The sequence below is a fragment of the Nocardioides marinquilinus genome, from assembly GCF_039543705.1.
GTDB classification, from domain to species: Bacteria; Actinomycetota; Actinomycetes; order Propionibacteriales; family Nocardioidaceae; genus Nocardioides; species Nocardioides marinquilinus.
Genome location: NZ_BAABKG010000001.1, coordinates 857,871 through 872,715, shown reverse-complemented (window position 1 = coordinate 872,715; position 14,845 = coordinate 857,871). Strand labels below are relative to the sequence as shown.

Annotated in this window: 19 protein-coding genes; 4 read left to right on the top strand and 15 right to left on the bottom strand. The window is 71.5% G+C overall.

Features of this window, described 5'->3' with window-relative positions; genetic code table 11:
• Positions 1-63: 63 nt before the first annotated feature.
• The 4 genes from ABEA04_RS04230 to ABEA04_RS04215 all read right to left on the bottom strand — a co-directional run bounded on the left by ABEA04_RS04230 (position 64) and on the right by ABEA04_RS04215 (position 3,949).
• Complete coding sequence (locus ABEA04_RS04230; protein ID WP_345454843.1) at positions 64-672, bottom strand: VG15 protein; 609 nt, start codon at positions 670-672, stop codon at positions 64-66.
• Positions 673-685: 13 nt separating this feature from the next.
• Positions 686-2,158 carry a phage portal protein gene (locus ABEA04_RS04225; RefSeq protein WP_345454841.1) on the bottom strand — a complete coding sequence of 491 codons (1,473 nt, stop codon included), beginning with the start codon at positions 2,156-2,158 and terminating at the stop codon, positions 686-688.
• A complete protein-coding gene (locus ABEA04_RS04220) occupies positions 2,155-3,561 on the bottom strand; it encodes a hypothetical protein (protein ID WP_345454839.1) in 1,407 nt (468 codons plus the stop codon). The genes ABEA04_RS04225 and ABEA04_RS04220 overlap by 4 nt, the downstream gene beginning before the upstream one ends.
• Positions 3,562-3,712: 151 nt before the next feature.
• On the bottom strand, positions 3,713-3,949 hold the full coding sequence (locus ABEA04_RS04215; RefSeq protein WP_345454837.1) for a hypothetical protein: 237 nt from the start codon (positions 3,947-3,949) through the stop codon (positions 3,713-3,715).
• A 184-nt stretch (positions 3,950-4,133) separates the two neighbouring features.
• On the opposite strand from ABEA04_RS04215, the gene ABEA04_RS04210 reads away from it, so the two are divergent.
• A complete protein-coding gene (locus ABEA04_RS04210; RefSeq protein ID WP_345454835.1) occupies positions 4,134-4,409 on the top strand; it encodes a hypothetical protein in 276 nt (91 codons plus the stop codon).
• A 2-nt stretch (positions 4,410-4,411) separates the two neighbouring features.
• On the opposite strand, the gene ABEA04_RS04205 is transcribed toward ABEA04_RS04210, so the two are convergent.
• Positions 4,412-4,690, bottom strand: coding sequence for an HNH endonuclease (locus tag ABEA04_RS04205; protein WP_345454833.1), 279 nt, complete (start codon positions 4,688-4,690; stop codon positions 4,412-4,414).
• 91 nt (positions 4,691-4,781) lie between these two features.
• On the opposite strand from ABEA04_RS04205, the gene ABEA04_RS04200 reads away from it, so the two are divergent.
• The gene (locus ABEA04_RS04200) at positions 4,782-5,006 is read left to right on the top strand and encodes a hypothetical protein (protein ID WP_345454831.1); all 225 of its coding nucleotides are present in this window, start codon (positions 4,782-4,784) and stop codon (positions 5,004-5,006) included.
• A gap of 56 nt (positions 5,007-5,062) precedes the next feature.
• A complete protein-coding gene (locus ABEA04_RS04195; RefSeq protein WP_345454829.1) occupies positions 5,063-5,398 on the top strand; it encodes a hypothetical protein in 336 nt (111 codons plus the stop codon).
• Between the two features lie 200 nt (positions 5,399-5,598).
• Here the strand turns inward: ABEA04_RS04195 and ABEA04_RS04190 are convergent, their stop codons facing one another.
• The 10 genes from ABEA04_RS04190 to ABEA04_RS04145 form a co-directional block, all read right to left on the bottom strand.
• Entirely contained in the window at positions 5,599-6,558 is a 960-nt protein-coding gene (locus ABEA04_RS04190) for a hypothetical protein (protein WP_345454827.1), read from the bottom strand.
• Complete coding sequence (tas, locus tag ABEA04_RS04185) at positions 6,555-7,391, bottom strand: TIGR-Tas system RNA-guided endonuclease (protein ID WP_345454825.1); 837 nt, start codon at positions 7,389-7,391, stop codon at positions 6,555-6,557. The genes ABEA04_RS04190 and tas overlap by 4 nt, the downstream gene beginning before the upstream one ends.
• On the bottom strand, positions 7,388-7,975 hold the full coding sequence (locus tag ABEA04_RS04180) for a hypothetical protein (RefSeq protein WP_345454823.1): 588 nt from the start codon (positions 7,973-7,975) through the stop codon (positions 7,388-7,390). The genes tas and ABEA04_RS04180 overlap by 4 nt, the downstream gene beginning before the upstream one ends.
• A 100-nt stretch (positions 7,976-8,075) precedes the next feature.
• Positions 8,076-11,144, bottom strand: a complete 3,069-nt coding sequence (locus ABEA04_RS04175; RefSeq protein WP_345454821.1) for a bifunctional DNA primase/polymerase — start codon at positions 11,142-11,144, stop codon at positions 8,076-8,078.
• Positions 11,141-11,629, bottom strand: coding sequence for a hypothetical protein (locus ABEA04_RS04170; protein ID WP_345454819.1), 489 nt, complete (start codon positions 11,627-11,629; stop codon positions 11,141-11,143). The genes ABEA04_RS04175 and ABEA04_RS04170 overlap by 4 nt, the downstream gene beginning before the upstream one ends.
• Before the next feature lie 26 nt (positions 11,630-11,655).
• Positions 11,656-12,180: a hypothetical protein gene (locus ABEA04_RS04165; RefSeq protein WP_345454817.1), complete on the bottom strand. Its 525-nt coding sequence runs from the start codon at positions 12,178-12,180 to the stop codon at positions 11,656-11,658.
• Entirely contained in the window at positions 12,180-12,581 is a 402-nt protein-coding gene (locus ABEA04_RS04160) for a hypothetical protein (protein WP_345454815.1), read from the bottom strand. The genes ABEA04_RS04165 and ABEA04_RS04160 overlap by 1 nt, the downstream gene beginning before the upstream one ends.
• Positions 12,581-13,093 carry a hypothetical protein gene (locus ABEA04_RS04155; protein WP_345454813.1) on the bottom strand — a complete coding sequence of 171 codons (513 nt, stop codon included), beginning with the start codon at positions 13,091-13,093 and terminating at the stop codon, positions 12,581-12,583. Before ABEA04_RS04155 ends, ABEA04_RS04160 begins: the two co-directional genes overlap by 1 nt.
• Positions 13,094-13,176: 83 nt before the next feature.
• Positions 13,177-13,383, bottom strand: coding sequence for a hypothetical protein (locus tag ABEA04_RS04150; RefSeq protein WP_345454809.1), 207 nt, complete (start codon positions 13,381-13,383; stop codon positions 13,177-13,179).
• Positions 13,380-13,646, bottom strand: a complete 267-nt coding sequence (locus ABEA04_RS04145) for a helix-turn-helix domain-containing protein (RefSeq protein WP_345454807.1) — start codon at positions 13,644-13,646, stop codon at positions 13,380-13,382. The genes ABEA04_RS04150 and ABEA04_RS04145 overlap by 4 nt, the downstream gene beginning before the upstream one ends.
• A 193-nt stretch (positions 13,647-13,839) precedes the next feature.
• Here ABEA04_RS04145 and ABEA04_RS04140 point away from each other — a divergent pair, with 193 nt between their 5' ends.
• Complete coding sequence (locus tag ABEA04_RS04140; RefSeq protein WP_345454805.1) at positions 13,840-14,658, top strand: hypothetical protein; 819 nt, start codon at positions 13,840-13,842, stop codon at positions 14,656-14,658.
• Positions 14,659-14,845 lie beyond the last annotated feature (187 nt).

Below are 14,845 nucleotides of genomic sequence, written 5' to 3'. Positions count from 1 at the left end.
GTCAGGTGCTGCTCCGGCATTGAGCGCTGCCGTGGGCGCTGCACCCCGGTGATCGGGGCGAGATCAGGTGTGGCTGGCCAGCCACTCGCGGGTGCGCTCGTTGTGCGCGTCGCGGGCCTCGTCGCTTCGGAAGCGGAGCGAGGGCGTGAAGGGCTTGACCGGCTTCGGGCGGCCCTTCCAGGCGGACACGGCCGAGCAGTTGCAGTGGTCGTGCGCGCCGAAGTCGGCCGTTCGCTCGGTGTAGACCGCGCCGCGCGCGATGAGCTGGCGGCAGAACTGGCACTCGCCGCTCCCGACTCGCTGCCAGCCGGCCGAGGCGGGGTCCTCGACCGCGGCCGTGGCGATCGTGTTGCGGGCGTGGTCGGCGATGCGGCGCTGCACGCCGCCGAGCACCAGGCCGCGTAGCGAGGAGTCGTCCGTGGCGGTGGCCAGCGCCCACCCGATGAGCGCTTGGGCGCCGCGGTCCTCGGCCGGAACGGGCATGGCGGTGAAGGTGCCGCGGACGTCGGCCTTCGCGCGCTGGTCGTCGTACCACTCGGCCGCCAGCGCGGCACCGAGGGCTCCGTACTCGGTGACGATCGCGGGCAGCAGGTCCCGCAGCGCCGTCTCGGCGGACGCGCCGGCCGCGACAAGGCTCCACAGCCGGGCGAGGTCCTGGCCGGCGAGGCCCACGACCTCGGCTGTCTCAGCCCTGAGGGTCGCCAGCGCCATCGGTCACGCCCGAGTTGTCGTCCCCAGCGGACGCGGCCGCGGCGCGAAGCCGGTCGAGCAGGCTGCCGCCGGCCGCTCGCCGACGCTCGGCGAGGGCCAGCCGCGCCTGCTGCTCGGTCAGACCGATCAGCTGCAGCCCGACCTCGGTCTCGGCCAGCCACGGGACTGCGGTGAGCTGCTTCTGGCCGGCGTCAGACTCCGCGGATCGTGACTGGTAGCGCGGGTTGCGCCACCGGCTGTCGATCGAGCGCCACTCGGACGGCACCTCGGCCATCGCGATCCCGTTCAGGACGGCCAGGCCCCTCACGAAGGACCGGCGCAGCGGCGGCCGGAAGTCGTCGACCGCGCCCTCGGCCTCGGCGATGAGCTCGTACTGCGAGGCGTCGTAGGACTCTGCGCTGGTCGGGTTGGCCATCTCGCTGATGGCCAGGGCCGTGTCGGGCAGCGATGCCTCGCGCGCGAATAGCTTGGCCAGGGCGTTGATGTCCTTGAGGTGCGGCTCGGGGCTCGCGGCCGGGAACTGCTTGACGTCGGCGCGTGCCAGTGCGTCGGGGGCGTCCTCGTCGTCGGGGATGCCCTTGATGCGGCCGAGTCGGACCTCCCAGATCGACTTCTGCACGCCGTCGGCGTTGACGAAGGCGGACTCGTCGGCTCCGAGCATCCAGAGCTCGGGGTACGAGAACACGTCCATGTGGCCCTCGCGTCGGATGAGCGCGCGCACGGCGGCGTCCTGCAGGCCCATCATCGGCCGTGTGAGGCGCGATCGGCCGAAGGGCCGCTTGGGGCTGGGCTGGTAGGCGACGACCTCGGCAGGGACTCCGAAGTCGTGCTCGGCGCGGTCCACGGTCCAGGCGAGGTTGGCTCGGTCACGGGCCGCGGTGATCGTCTCGCTGTCGAGGTAGAGCGCGAGCGAGAGGATCCGTCCGTCCTTGTCGGTCCCGGTGACCGAGAGCAGGTTGTCGAGCCGGCGCCTGCGTCGGTTCCAGGTGCCGGTGGCCTCGGTGGCGTCCTTGACGTGGATCAGCGACTCGGGCTCGTCGTCCTCGCCGACGGTGTTGATGAGGAAGGCCGGGCCGTGCAGCAGCGCTGCGTTGATGGCCGCGTCGACCTCGGAGCTGAGATGGTTGTCGTCCCACAGCTTGTCGCCACCGACGTCGGCGAGGTCGCCGTCCGGCCAGACGTAGCCCTCGAGGTTGCAGCGCCGGCCCAGGCCGGTGACGGCCTTGGCGCACCAGCCGAGCGCGAGGCCGAGCTGGAAGTAGTGGGGCGGGACGATGGTGCCCGCGCTGCGGATCGCTCGGCGGCTCTCGAAGTAGGAGGTGCGCAGTCCGTTGCGCAGACGCCTGGTGTGGATCTCTGCGAGCAGCGAGTTGATGAGGGCGTTCTCGTCGGCGCTCACCTGGGGCAGCCGTACCTTCTGCGCGTCCGGCAGTTCGGTCGTGCTCACCTCACCACCGCCCTTCGTCCGCTGGCTCGAGCGGTCCGTCCCCTCGAGTGCCGGCCGGAGCCGGCTGTCCTGGTGTTCTCGCCGCCGCGGGAGCGGCGACGCTTCTGCTCGGCGCCGAAGCGGGCCAGGCTGAGCGACACGATCGGTGCGATGTCGACCTCGGGCCGTGTCCGGTCCCAGCCCCAGCCGCCGGCGCTGCCGATCGGTCGACGCTTCGCGCCGGCGATGGCGTCGTCGACGGCTGGCTGTCCGCCGTGGGTCAGCCGTGGCGGGGTGGCGCTGACGTCGCTGTAGACCAGGCCGCAGGCGCGGGCCATCTGGGTGGCGCTGGTGGTCCGCACGCTGACGCCGCTCGCCTTGAGCGCGGGCTCGAGCTGTGCGGCCGGGCTGTAGGTGTCGACGAGCACGGGGGTTCGGCGGCCCGCGCGCTCGACGATCCACGTGTGGGCCGCCGCGGCGTCGGTGCCGGCCCAGACCTCTTCGACGTGGGCGGTCTCGTCGTCGAGCCAGCAGGCGGTCACCGAGATCGTCCCCGCGTGGGACATGTCGAGGCCGAGCGCGGTTGGTTTGGTGCCGTCCTCGGGCCCGGGGTCGGCGAGCTCGGCCCATCGCGTCGGTGACACGACGGGTCGGTGCACGGCCTGCTCGTCCCAGATCCCGAGTGCCTCGCGTCGCCAGGACGGTTCGGACTTCAGCAGCTTGCGCAGGCGCAGCATGGCCCGCTCGGTCGTCCGCAGCGGGTAGGACGGGTTCGCCTTGCGCCACTGGTCGCGGTCCATCGGGCTGGCGAACCGATCGGCGCTGAACTCGATGTAGAGCGTGCCGTCGTCGTCGCCGTCGAGGGCTTCCTGCCGTAGGAGGGTGAAGAACTCGCCCTGATCCTTCGGCCTGGGCGGCGTGCCGATGACGAAGGTCAGCGGGTTGGCTGCGACGTTCTGCGCTGCGGCCATGTCGTCGAGCGTCGCCTCGCCGAGGATCTGCCCCTCGTCGAAGACCAGGATGTCGACGTCCTCGAAGCCACGGCCGAACCCGGATTCGCGGGCGCCGAAGAGGATCCTGGACCCGTTGGTGAAGCGGATCTGCTCCTCGCCCTTGCCTCGCAGTACCTGGCGAACGTGGGGCTTGACCTTCGGCCGCTGCGCGAGGTCGTAGAACTTCGCGAAGGTCTCGACCGCGGTGCTCTTGCGGTGGGCTGTCCAAATCACGGTAAGGCCCGGCTCGAGGATGCCGAGCGCGAAGATGATTGCCGCGACCAGGTAGGTCTTGCCGACCTGCCGGGGGATGCTGACGACCACGATGTCGGCGGCGTACAAGCCGTCGGCACCCTTCGCCAGGATCAGCCGGCCGGCGCCGTCCTGCCAGCCGTCGAAGGTCCAGCCGAGCCGGTGGCAGGTGTCACGCACCTTCGGCCAGCTCGTGGTCTCGATGCCAGTCGGCTGGATGACGTGGCGGGCGACCTCGGACAGTCGGCGCTGGTCGCCCGGGCCGCGGGGCGGACGACCAGCGCCGCCCCCCTTCCTCGCAGGGTCCGCTGCTGCCGGCGCCGCGCGGCGGCTAGATGGCGTTCTCGTCCCAGGCTTCGTCACCGGTGGGCGCGACAACCGACTGCTCCTCGCTCTCGGCGATCTCGACGGCTTCGATCTCGCGACCGATCTCGAGCTGCCGGCGCGAGAGGGAGGCCAGGTCCCGCGCGGCGGTGTTCGGGTCGTCGAGCGCTCGGGCGATTCGTCGGCGCATGGCGCGCAGCTCGTCGACCCGCGTGCCGCCCTCCGCTGCGGCGAGCACCGTCATCGGCGGCTTCTTAGCGGCCTTCTCGTCGGCGGCGACGGCACGGAGGGCGGGCTTGCGAGGCATGCGCGCACCTCCCGGGGTCTGTGGAAAACGGGCAGGGGGGGTATCCGCCTATGCCCTGAGGGGCGATGGGATGGGGTCTGGGGGGTGCCCCGCCCCAGGTGGTCGTGGTGGAATCGCGGCCATGCCGCTGCCTCTCAGACCACCCGACACGCCGCGACCGCAGTGGGACCTGATGGTCGCCTACCGAGGCGATCTTCGGCACTGCGTTGATCTGCTCGACCAGGTGAAGGCGACGCCTGGCCTGACCTACACGCTCGAAGCGCAGACCGGGGGCTCCGACCTGGCCGTGTTGAAGGTGCTCTGCAGCAGCCAGGCCAGTCTCCTGCTGCCCGAGGCGTTGAACGCGCTGGACGCGGTGCACCGCCGAGCGATCGGGCTGGGCATCGTCGGGGAGTAGCGTCACCAGGTCCTGGTGGTCTCGAACGCTCTGGTCGGCGTGGCACCTTCGAGGTTGTCGCTCTTCAGCCTGTTGCACCGTCGGTGCGCGGCCTGCTTGTTCTCGAGCGTGTCGGCGCCGCCCTTGTTGAGCGGGACGACGTGGTCGACCACGTAGGACATCGGGTCGGTGTAGTGCAGGTCGTAGTCGATGGCGGTGTGGCAGATCCCGCAGGCCGGCTGGGTGCGGCGGATGGCGCGGCGGTGCTGGTCGCGGACGGTCGTGTTGCGGCCCGTGCTCACAGGTCTCCCCCGCCTGTGACCTGCACATCAGCCTCACAACAGTCGGTGTATTCTGTTGACACAAATCAATTGTGTCAGCAATAATAGAGCCATGCAGGTACGAGTCACCCGGTCGGCCCGGAAGCACCGCGTCGGCAACGCGCACATCGTCGAGGCGATGGTCGCCGCGGGTGAGCCCACGGTCGAGGGCGACGCTCTCACCTACATCGGCACCGACTCGCGCGGCGTCGAGTTGGAGATCGTGGCAGTGCCTGACAACAAGCGGGAGGGCGGACTGGCCGTCATCCACGCGATGCCCACCTCCTACCGCAAGTAGGCGGTGGGCGCCCGCCCGGGAGAGCGACCCGGGCAGCAGCAACGATAGGAGCAGAGATGGACCCCAAGCAGTTCGTCGTAGGTCCCGACGTCGAGGTGGTCGATGTCGACCTCGACGAGGACCCGATCACCTTGCCCGATGGGACCGAGCTCGACGAGGCGGCCGCCGAGAGGTACGGCCGCGAGGTCGCCGACCGCGCGGCGGTGAAGCGGCGCCCCGGTCGCCCGTCCTTGTCCGGTGAGCGCAAGGCGTCGCCGCAGGTTCATACCCGGGTGCCGTTCGAGACGCGCGTCAAGCTCGACGCCATCGCCGAGCGTGACGGCGTGCGGGCGGCCGAAGTCGCGCGCCGGGCGATCGAGGAGTACGTCCAGCGTCACGCGGTTGGGCTGTGACTGGTCCATCGCGGTCGCCCGGCTGACCTGCGCAAACGCGCTATCGGCCCTGTTCCTCGGTCGCCGCCTCGGTCGCCGCCTCGGTCGCCGCCTCGGTCGCCGCCTCGGTCACCCTGTCGACGGCTGGATGTCCGCGTTGCTCGAGGCAGTCAGCGTGGTGTGGGCACAGCGCTGCTGCCGATCAACCGGACAGGCGAACGCTAGCACGCGGAGCGGTGGCTGGTGAGCGCCTTGGCCTGGCGCTGGTGGGCGTCGTCGGCGAGCAGGTCCTGGATGTCGCCGAGCCGGTAGAGGTGCCGATCGCGGCCGTGAAGGCTGGTGACGTCGGCGACGTCCAGGCGTTCGCGGTCGCGCCACTTGCGGATCCGGTCGACGAGCTTGGCCTCGCTGCCGTCGTACTCGGTCCAGGCGATGAGCGCGCCGGCGGCCTGGGTGGCGGTGACGTGGTAGTCGCGGGCCTGCTCGAGGAGGAAGGTCCGGCGGCTGCTGACGTCGTGGACGGCGCCGCAGCCGCGGCAAGTGACGACGCCGCGGTCGGTGCGCGCGTAGACGTCGGTGAGGCAGACGTTCCCGGTGGCGTCGGTGTCGGAGCACTTCCCGGCGTACCAGAGGTCGGGCGGCCGGTCGACCATGCGGGCCAGGCGCTGCTCGAGGTTGACGAGCTCGTCGAGCATGTCCGGGGCCCACGGCTGGGAGCACGCCCACCGGTGAGCGCCGGCGAGGTAGTGGACGAGGGTAGGCACGGTGCGCGCGAGCGGTCGGTGGCGCCGTCGGAGGTGGTCGCAGCTGTCGTGGTCGCAGCTGGTGCAGACGGGGCCGGCCACGGGCGGGCGGTGGCGGGCGACCGTGCGATGCCAGCGGGTCAGCGTCGCGAGGACGTCGGCGCGCAGCTGGGCGCCGGGGGCGTGCCGGGCGTGCCGCTGCGGGTCGGGGTCGGACGTGCTGACGAAGCGCAGGTCGACGGGTAGTGGGCGCTCGCGGCCGATGGCGCTCTTGCCGCCCGAGGTGGTGCCGTAGCGGGTGGTCTTCCCGGCGACGTTCTCGAGGTCGACGGCGTAGACGCCGACGTGGAGGATCGCGTAGGCGAGGGTGGTGCTGCAGGTCGGGCAGAGCGCGGCGCCGGCCGTGGGGCGGCCGCAGCGGCAGGTGGCGCCGGTCATCCGTCGTCCCTCTCGTTGAGATGGTGGAGGCGGCGGGCTTCGCGCCAGAGGTCGCGGAGGATCGCCTTGCTGGTGATCCGGATGCCGTCGGCGTGGCTGTGGCCGGCCGTCCAGTCGGCGTGCGCGACGGCGGTGTGGTGCCGGCGTCCGAGGTAGGTCGCGCGGTAGGGCGAGGCGTGTTGCTTGATGCACGACGTGGCGCAGAGGTACGCGCGCGTCTTGGCGTCGGTGGACCAGTTGGCGCGCTGACCCTTCGTGCGGCGGGCCGCGACCCTGACCTCGAGCACGGCGGGGTCAGGGTCGCGGTGCCGCTCCCCGGGGACAAGGACACATCGGGTGCCGGGTCTCGTGTGGTCCTCGGGAGTCTGATCCTCGCCGGCAGTTCGCCGGAGGGCGTCGCTTCCACCATGGCCGACGAGGACGGTGTGCAGGCCGCAGTAGGCCCACAGCTCTGAGATGGTCCGTGGCCGATCTTCGGCCGCGTGCCAGTAAGGGTCGCCGATCGCGCCGAGCAGGCGGGCGGTCTGCTTCTCGCCGAGGCCGGGCTGGGCCTTGATCCACGGGTGGAGCGGGCTGCGGCGGAGAGCGCGCTTGATGCTGAGTTCGGCGTCGTGCTCGAGGGCGGCCAGCGCGTCGACGAGCGCGGCGAGGCGGACGACGTCGGGGTGGCGCTCGTCGAGGGCGAAGCCGCGCATGACTCCGTCCTCGTCGGGCGTCGTCCGGGTCAGCACGGCGAGGCGGTGCGCGTTGGCGATGCGCTGCTGCTCGAGGTCGCGGTGGATGGTGGTCTGCACGAACAGCAGCGGGTCGACGACGTCGGCGGTCGTGGTCACTGGCCGCCGCCGATAGCGGCGATCTGGGCGGGCTCGAGGTCGGCGGCGCTCCGGACGCCGTGCTGCTCGAGCGTGTCGGCCAGGGCGTGGAGGCGTTCGGTGGTGTCGTGCATCGTGTCGGCGAGGTTGCGGAGCTCGATCGGGCTCATGTGCTGGACCTCGACCTCGTAGGGGCCGGCGACGCCGTGCATGGTCAGCCGGGTGGTCAGCAGGTCGCGCCAGGCGAGCGTGGCCGCGCGGATGCGGGGCGAGGCGTGACCGGATGGCGCGGGGCGGCTGGTGGGCGGCCGCACCGGCGTACGGGGCGGCTGGTCGGCGACGGGATCGGGCGGACGCAGGTCGTGGGGGCGGTCTGGCGGGTCGACGGGTCGTGGGGTCTGCGCGGCCGCCGGCTGCTGGACGAGGCGGCCACGGCGCGCGCGGACCTCGATGAGCATGGCGGCCAGCCGCACGATCACCGCGGGGTAGACGGCCGGCGGGCATGCGGCGAGCACGCCTCGGGCCTTCTGCTCGACCGTAGCGAGGGAGGCGTCCGCTTCGACGCGTCCGAGAATGTCGGTGATGGTCGGGCGGCCGGCGTTCATCGGTCACCCTCGCTGAGGATGGTGATGGCCAGGCCGACGTCGATGCCGGTTGCGAGCAGCAGCGGGACGTCCCACTCGTCGAGGTCGATCGGGCCGGGCATCATCCGTCGCTCCCAGTCGGCCGCTCGGCGACGCCGCTCGCGCGGCGCAGGACGTTGAGGCAGTGGTCGCAGTAGAGCGACGAGCTGGTGGCCGGCGCGGCGCCGCAGGCCCCGCACGTGCTCGGGGGGGCAAGAGGGTCTGCGGGGGTCAGATTCAGCCCATTCATTTGGACTTCACCGGTGTTCTCGCTCCGCGTAGGTATGTAGCCAGACCCCTCGGACCCCCTATCCCCCCTCGATGCGGGGGTCTGGGGGTCTGCGGGGGTCAGTCGTGAGATGAGTTGCCACCTGGCGGACTTCTTCGAGCGCGACGTCCGGTCGACCTGCTGGACGGCGTAGTCGCCGGCCCAGCGTCCGCGCCGGTTCTTGAGGTAGTTGCCCAGGGACCGGTTGATGGTGGGCAGGCCGTCGCGGCGGGCCCTGGTGGCCAGGTCGACGGGCAGCGTGTCGACGGCGATGGGCCTGGCGCCGGTGGGCAGGTTGCTGGTGGGCCAGCCGTCGTAGCGGACGCCGGTGTCGACCTTGTCGAGCAGCTCGGCGACGGTCCAGGGCTGCAACCCGAAGGTGTCGTGGACGGCGTCGAGGAAGTCGACCCACTCGTCGTCGTCGACCCCGAGCGCCTCGGGCGCGGAGTCCTCGTGGCCGAACACCCCATCGATGCCGGCGTGGGCCAGGATGCCGTTGATCGTGCGCGACCAGGACGCGTAGTCGTCGCTGGCGGTGGCCACGGGTAATGGCCTGCCGGCGACGACCCAGGAGCGCACGACCGTGAGCAGCGCGTGCAGGAGGTCGCCGCGGCGGTCGGTCGCCCACCGCTTGAGGTCGGTGATCGCGAAGTGGGTGCGGCGCTCGGGGTTGGGGACGCCGGGGTCGATAGTGACCCAGACGGTGCGGCGGACGAGGTCGCCGCCCAGGGCGATGTTGTTGCCGGTGACGAGCCAGAGCCGGTCGTTTGGCGTGCCGACCCATTCGGTGGAGCCGAGGGGCCGGTCGCCCCAGGTGTTGGAGGTCAGCAGGCCGGCGAGCGTCGACGAGCGCAGGACGCCGCTGAGGTTGTCGAAGTGGATGATCGGCCCGGTCGTCATGGTGAGCATCGAGGTGACCTGCTTGCGCAGCTCGTCCTCGATTGGCAGCTCGGCACGGAAGACGCCGCCGTGGATGATGCGGGCGAGCGTGGCGAGCAGCGACTTGCCGGACCCCGGGGAGGGGGAGCTGATCGCGCCGAGCTTGTAGGGCGGGGGCGTCATCAGCCGCAGCAGCGGCGTGAGGAGGAGCCCGTAGTAGTTGGCGCGGTCGTGGGGCGTGACGAAGTCGAAGCCGGCGGTCATCTCGGCGAGCAGCGCCGCGGCCGCCGCGAGGTCGGCGGCCGCGGGCTGCTCGGCGACGGGCGGGACGACGAGGCCGGGCTCGGGCAGGTGGAGCAGCTTGGTGGCGGGGTCGTAGCCGGGGTGCTCGAGCAGGGTGCCGTCGACGCGGAGGATCGGCGAGTGGGTGACGCCGTCGAGCTGCTGCAGGTTCGGCATCTGGTGGGGCACGTTGGTGGCGGCTCGCGCCGCCTCGGTTGGGAAGAGCGCGGCCGTGGGCACCTTGGCATCGGCTCGGCCCGTCATCCGGAAGACGTTGTAGGCGAGGTCGACGTGGCTGGCGAGGACGCGGGGGTCGCGCACGGTGCGGACCTGGGCGATCCCGTCGTCGCCGGCGGGTGGTGCGACGTAGCCGGCCTCGCCGACACGGGCCGTGTAGACCAGATCGTCGCCACGTCGGAACATGCCGGCGAGCCGGCCGGTGCCGAGCAGGTCGCGCAGCTGGGCGGCGGCGATGGCGGGGTTGGTCACCTCGATCGGCGGCCTCGGCGGCGGGTCCTGGGTCTGCTCGCCGGCGGGCCCGTCGGGCGGCGTACCGCCGTCGTCCCGCCCCGGGGTGGTAAGCACGGTGGGCGAGGCGAGCCCGAAGGCGGCCCACTCGTCCTGGCCGCCGTAGCCGCGCGCCCGGAGGTAGCGGGCGGCGGCGCTGTAGTCGCCGCGGTGCTCGAGCAGGGCGTAGGCGGCGAACTTCGTGTAGGGGACGTCGGTCTCGAACTCGGTGGAAGTCGAGAACACGTAGAGGTTGTCGCCGTCGTTGAGCCCGGTGGTGGCCGAGATCCCGTCCGTGGGGTTCTTGCCGGGGCGCACCCAGGCGAGCTCACCGGGACGGAGACTGCCGGCCTTCGTCCAGCCGTGAGGCGTGAGGATCTGGTCCCATGTCGTGCGGGCGTTGAAGTCGTCGCCCGGGCGCGCGCTGGTCGTGGCGCCGCCGCGGCCGTCGAACGTGGGCGCGCCCCGCCGCGGCGCCGTGGTGGCCGGCACCGCCGCGGGCATCGCGTCGAGCATCCCGGTGATGGCGTGCAGCAGGTCCCGCTCCTCGACCGTGACGTCGGGGATCGTCGAGGGTCCGCCGTGGATCAGCTGCCACGCCTTGCCGGTCGGGTGCGTCCGGCCGGACGACGGAGCGACGACGGTGAACCCTCCCTCGCCGCGGGTCTCGATGAGTACCTGCGGGACCTGCTCGGGCGTCGTCTCGGCGATCTTCTCCAGCCGGCGCTCGAGCTTGTCGCCGGCGAGCGTCTGCTCGGCCTTCGCGCGCTCGGTGGACTTGAACGCGTCGAGCTCGTCGGCGGTGGCTGGCCGTCGGGCCAGCTTGGTGTTGGGCTTCGCGTCGCCGAGGACGCGGTAGACCCAGTGGAAGCCGCCCGACGGCGACACCTCGAGGTATCCGTTGCAGAGCCGCTGCCAGAGCTCGGCCGCGCCGTTGTCGGCCATGAGCTTCACGAGCGATTCGGCCAGGTCGACGGCGCGGCCTTCGAGTTCGAGCATCTCGAGGTTCGAGGAGACGGCGCCGGTGACGACACCGAGGCCGTCGTAGGTGCTCGGGGCGGCGAACCACGTCTCGAGCTGGTCGACCGTGGGGCGGGATGCCTGCAGCTCCTTCCAGTGGACGGCGGGCGCCTTGGATCCGTCGGCCCTGACGGGGACGACGGAGCATCCGGCGCGGTGCAGCGCGAGCGCGGTGTCGAGCAGCGTTGGCGTCACTGGCCGGCGTCCTCCTTGGTGCCGAACCACTCGTGGGTCTCGGCGACGATGAGCAGGTCGGCGAAGTCGCGCAGTTGGGCTGCGAGCCAGCCGGTCGGGTCAACGCGGTCGAGGCTGCGCTCGGCTACGAGGCGCAGCAGGACCGCGCGGTGAAGCGGGGACTCCGGCCAGCGGGTCTGTGGGCCCGGGGGTGTGAACACGACGCTCGACCGAAGCCAGCTGAGCGCCAGGCAGAGCGCCCGCTCGAACTCATCGCAGGGGCGGGAGTCGTCGACGTGCGTGCCGGCCTTGCAGGACCCGGTGAACGGCGTGTGTTCGCGGGCGACATCGGCGATGGTGGTGCCGACCTGGCGGACGAACGGCGACTCACCGCGCTCGATCATCAGGGTGCTGATGGCTTCGAGGTGGTGCTCGACGAGCGCGGCGTCCACCGGGTCGTCGGCGCCGGGGTCGAGGCCGAGGTTTCGGGCGAGGGCGCCGCGCACCTGCGCCACGGTGGGCTCGGGGCCGCTCACGAGCAGTTTCCGCTGTGGTCGGGCGCCAGCAGGCAGACGTCATCGTCTGCCGGGTCGGTGCTCATCGGCCGGCCGCAGACCGCGCCTAGTCTCGGGTGAACCGCCAGGGCGCGTGTCTCGATCGCCTTCAAGCCCTCCGCGATTGGCGAGACCCGGAACGACCAGCCCACTGCGGCGTCGACCTCGATGAGCGGGTCCTGCAGCACGTCAAGCACGGCTCGAGCGGCCTTCTCGTCGTCAACGGACGCACCGCAGCCCGACGGGTCGTCGCAGCCTCCGTCCGCGTCGTGCCAGCGGGCGGCGTGCACGGCCTTGCCGGCGAGCATGAGCGTGCGGTCGGTGTCACCGGATGTCGGGGCCTTGGCGGTGGTCTCGTCCTGGTCCGACGATCGGCGCTGGTCGCGCTCGTCAGCCAGCCACTCGGCGACGATGCCGGCGGTCGACCAGACCTCGGCGTGGCCGGCCTCCACGAGGCGCTCCCGGAGTCGGGCGAACGCGGCCGCCCCTTCGCTGCGGCCCATCAGGCGGCGTCCGAGGTCTCGACGGGGAAGCGGTGGGGGTCGCTGACGCCGGCGAGGCATCGCTCGCCGCGCGCGTCGTAGGCGAGGCACCTGCCGAAGGACCCCCGGCCGCCGTACATCGTCTGCAGGTGCGCGCGGATCCGGGCGAGGCTGTCGATCGCGCGACCGAGGGCGGCAAGATGGTCGGTGGCGCCAAGGTCGTGGAAGACGATGTCGTGCTCGCCCGCGTCGACGCCGAGGCGGATCAGGATCTTGCCGTCGTCACCCCCGCCGGTGGCGTTCGGCAACTCGTAGTCGCGCCAGACGAGGTTGTCGGCGTGCTGGCCGGTGGTGTCGAGCTCGTCGTCCTGGGTCTCGGGGGCGGCGCTGACCGTGAACCGGTCGATGCGCTGGGTGGGCATCAGTCGAGCCCGACCTTGAGCAGGTGCTGCAGGACGGCGATCAGCTCACGGGCCTCGTCGGCGTAGAGCGTGGCGCACTGCGTGACGGTCGGGACGCTGTTGCCGCGTTCGTCACGCTTGCCCTCGAGCTTCTCGATCCGGATGCGGGGCGTGCTGTCACGCCACCCGCAGACCAGGGCCACGCGCAGGTGCGCGGCGCGGACGCCCTCGTCGGCCTCCCCCTCCCCCTCCTCGGGGAACGCGTCGTCGTAGTAGCCGTTGGCGATCGTGGTCATGACGCGGAGGAAGTGGCCGCGGTGCAGTCGCCCACCCTCGGCGAGCAGGCCGGCCCGGTGGGTCGAGTCCTTCTGGGCGCACCAGTCGGGGCACGGCATGACCTGCGGCGCCCGGCCGTCGTAGTCCACGAAGGTCGGCCGGAGGGGCGGAGCCTCCCAGGCGGCCTGGTCGGCGCGGGTGATCGCGGCCGGGACGACGTCCACGGCGTCCGGGTCTGTCGTTGTGTCGGCGCTCATGGGTATGGTTCCTCTCGTAGTTGTTCTTCACCGCCCCCGACCGGCATGGCCCGCCAGTCGGGGGTTGCTCTTTGTCCGGACGCTCAGGCGTCCTCCATGCCGTTGATCCAGCGGCGCAGGTCGCTGACCGCGAAGAGCTCTCGGCCACCGCGCGCGGCGGTCTTCTTGGCGCGCACGAGTCCGGCGTGCTTCGCGCGCCGAACACTGGACACCGAGAGCCCGGTCCACGCAGCGGCCTCGTGGACGGTCAGCCACTCGCGCTCCGGGAGCGTCGACGTCTGCGCGCTCACGCCGGCACCAGGTCGGGCTCGAAGTAGTCGGGTCGGACGATTACCAGCGGCGCCACCATCAGCACACCGCTGATCCGGGCGAGCAGCACCTCGGTCAGCGGCTTGCGGCCGGCCTCGATGTTGGCGAGGTAGGGCCGGCTGATGCCGATCTCGGAGGCGAACTGGTCGGGCTTGAAGCCGCGCATCTCACGGAGCTGGCGGATCGTCGCGCCGATGCGCTGCCGCTCACCGTGTTCCGCCGGGGCCGTCGTCCGTCTGGGCACACCGGAAGGTTAGGGAACATAGGGGAACAAAGCAAGGAACCTTCGGGGAACAGGGCCAACAAATGACCGTCGCCGCAGGTCAGGCGGGAACAACATCCAGGTAGTTCCACCCGCGTATTCCCACTTTGACGGGACGTCGTCCCGCCTCGTGGCGGGTTGCTGTTCCCTAGAGTTTCCGGGAACGATGCGGAACGTGAGTGAAGAATCAGGCGCCGAGCGAGCACGCCAAGCCGTCAAGCTCCGTCTGGCCGAGCTGCAGATGACCAACACCCAGCTCGCCGGAGCGGCACAGGTCGATCCCAAGACCGTCAACGACTTCCTGAGCGGCAAGCGGTGGCCACAGAGATCGAGCCGCGCTCGCATTGCCATGGCACTGCAGTGGCAGCTCGACGCCCTCGACCGCTTGCGCCAAGGGGAGGCCCTTGAGGTTGCTCAGCTGAACGCGCAGGGCGCCGAGGAGATCGAGCGCAGCCAGGCGTACTGGGAGTCACGTGCGTCGATGACCTACCAGCGCATGCAGGGTGGTGACACCGCAGCTATCGCCAAGTTGCTCGCCCTCCGGGACCACATCGCGGGCTGGCCGAGGGTGGCCGATGGTGCTCTCGACCTGGACGCCAACCCGACGATCGTCCGCAGGGTCACCATGGACCTGGTCGACATCATGGTCTCGGCGGGCATCACCCTGACCGCCTCCACGCCGGACGGCAGCGCCGCGCTGACAGACCTGCTGCTCGACCTCTCGCGTGTGCAGCGCCGCGCGGACGACGCAATCGAGCGTCAGGACCCTCCGCGACCGCCGCGGCCCGCCATGGACCTGGCCTGGGTGGACGACTTGGACCTGGTGCCGCATGAGGCAGGGGACGACGAGCCACCGGGTTTCTACCGGGGTGATGGCCTCGACGAGGCGGCGCGCGACGTCGGCGTCGAGAGCACCGGTCAAAGACGCCGACGCGAGGCAGGCGCGGCCGGGGAGCCGCCGCCGGACGACCCTGACGACCTCGAGCCGCGCTAGACGCTCAGCGTCCGGCCGTTCAATCACTCGCTAGATCGCCGCGCTTCTCACGCCAACGGATCACATCGCGAATGCGTGCGGCGGATCGCTCTGGGAATGTCTTATGCGTATGGTTTGCTCAAGCAAGGAAGCGACCACCGTGGAGGTCGCGGGGATCGCGCTTGGTCTGCTGCCAGACCCTTCCGGC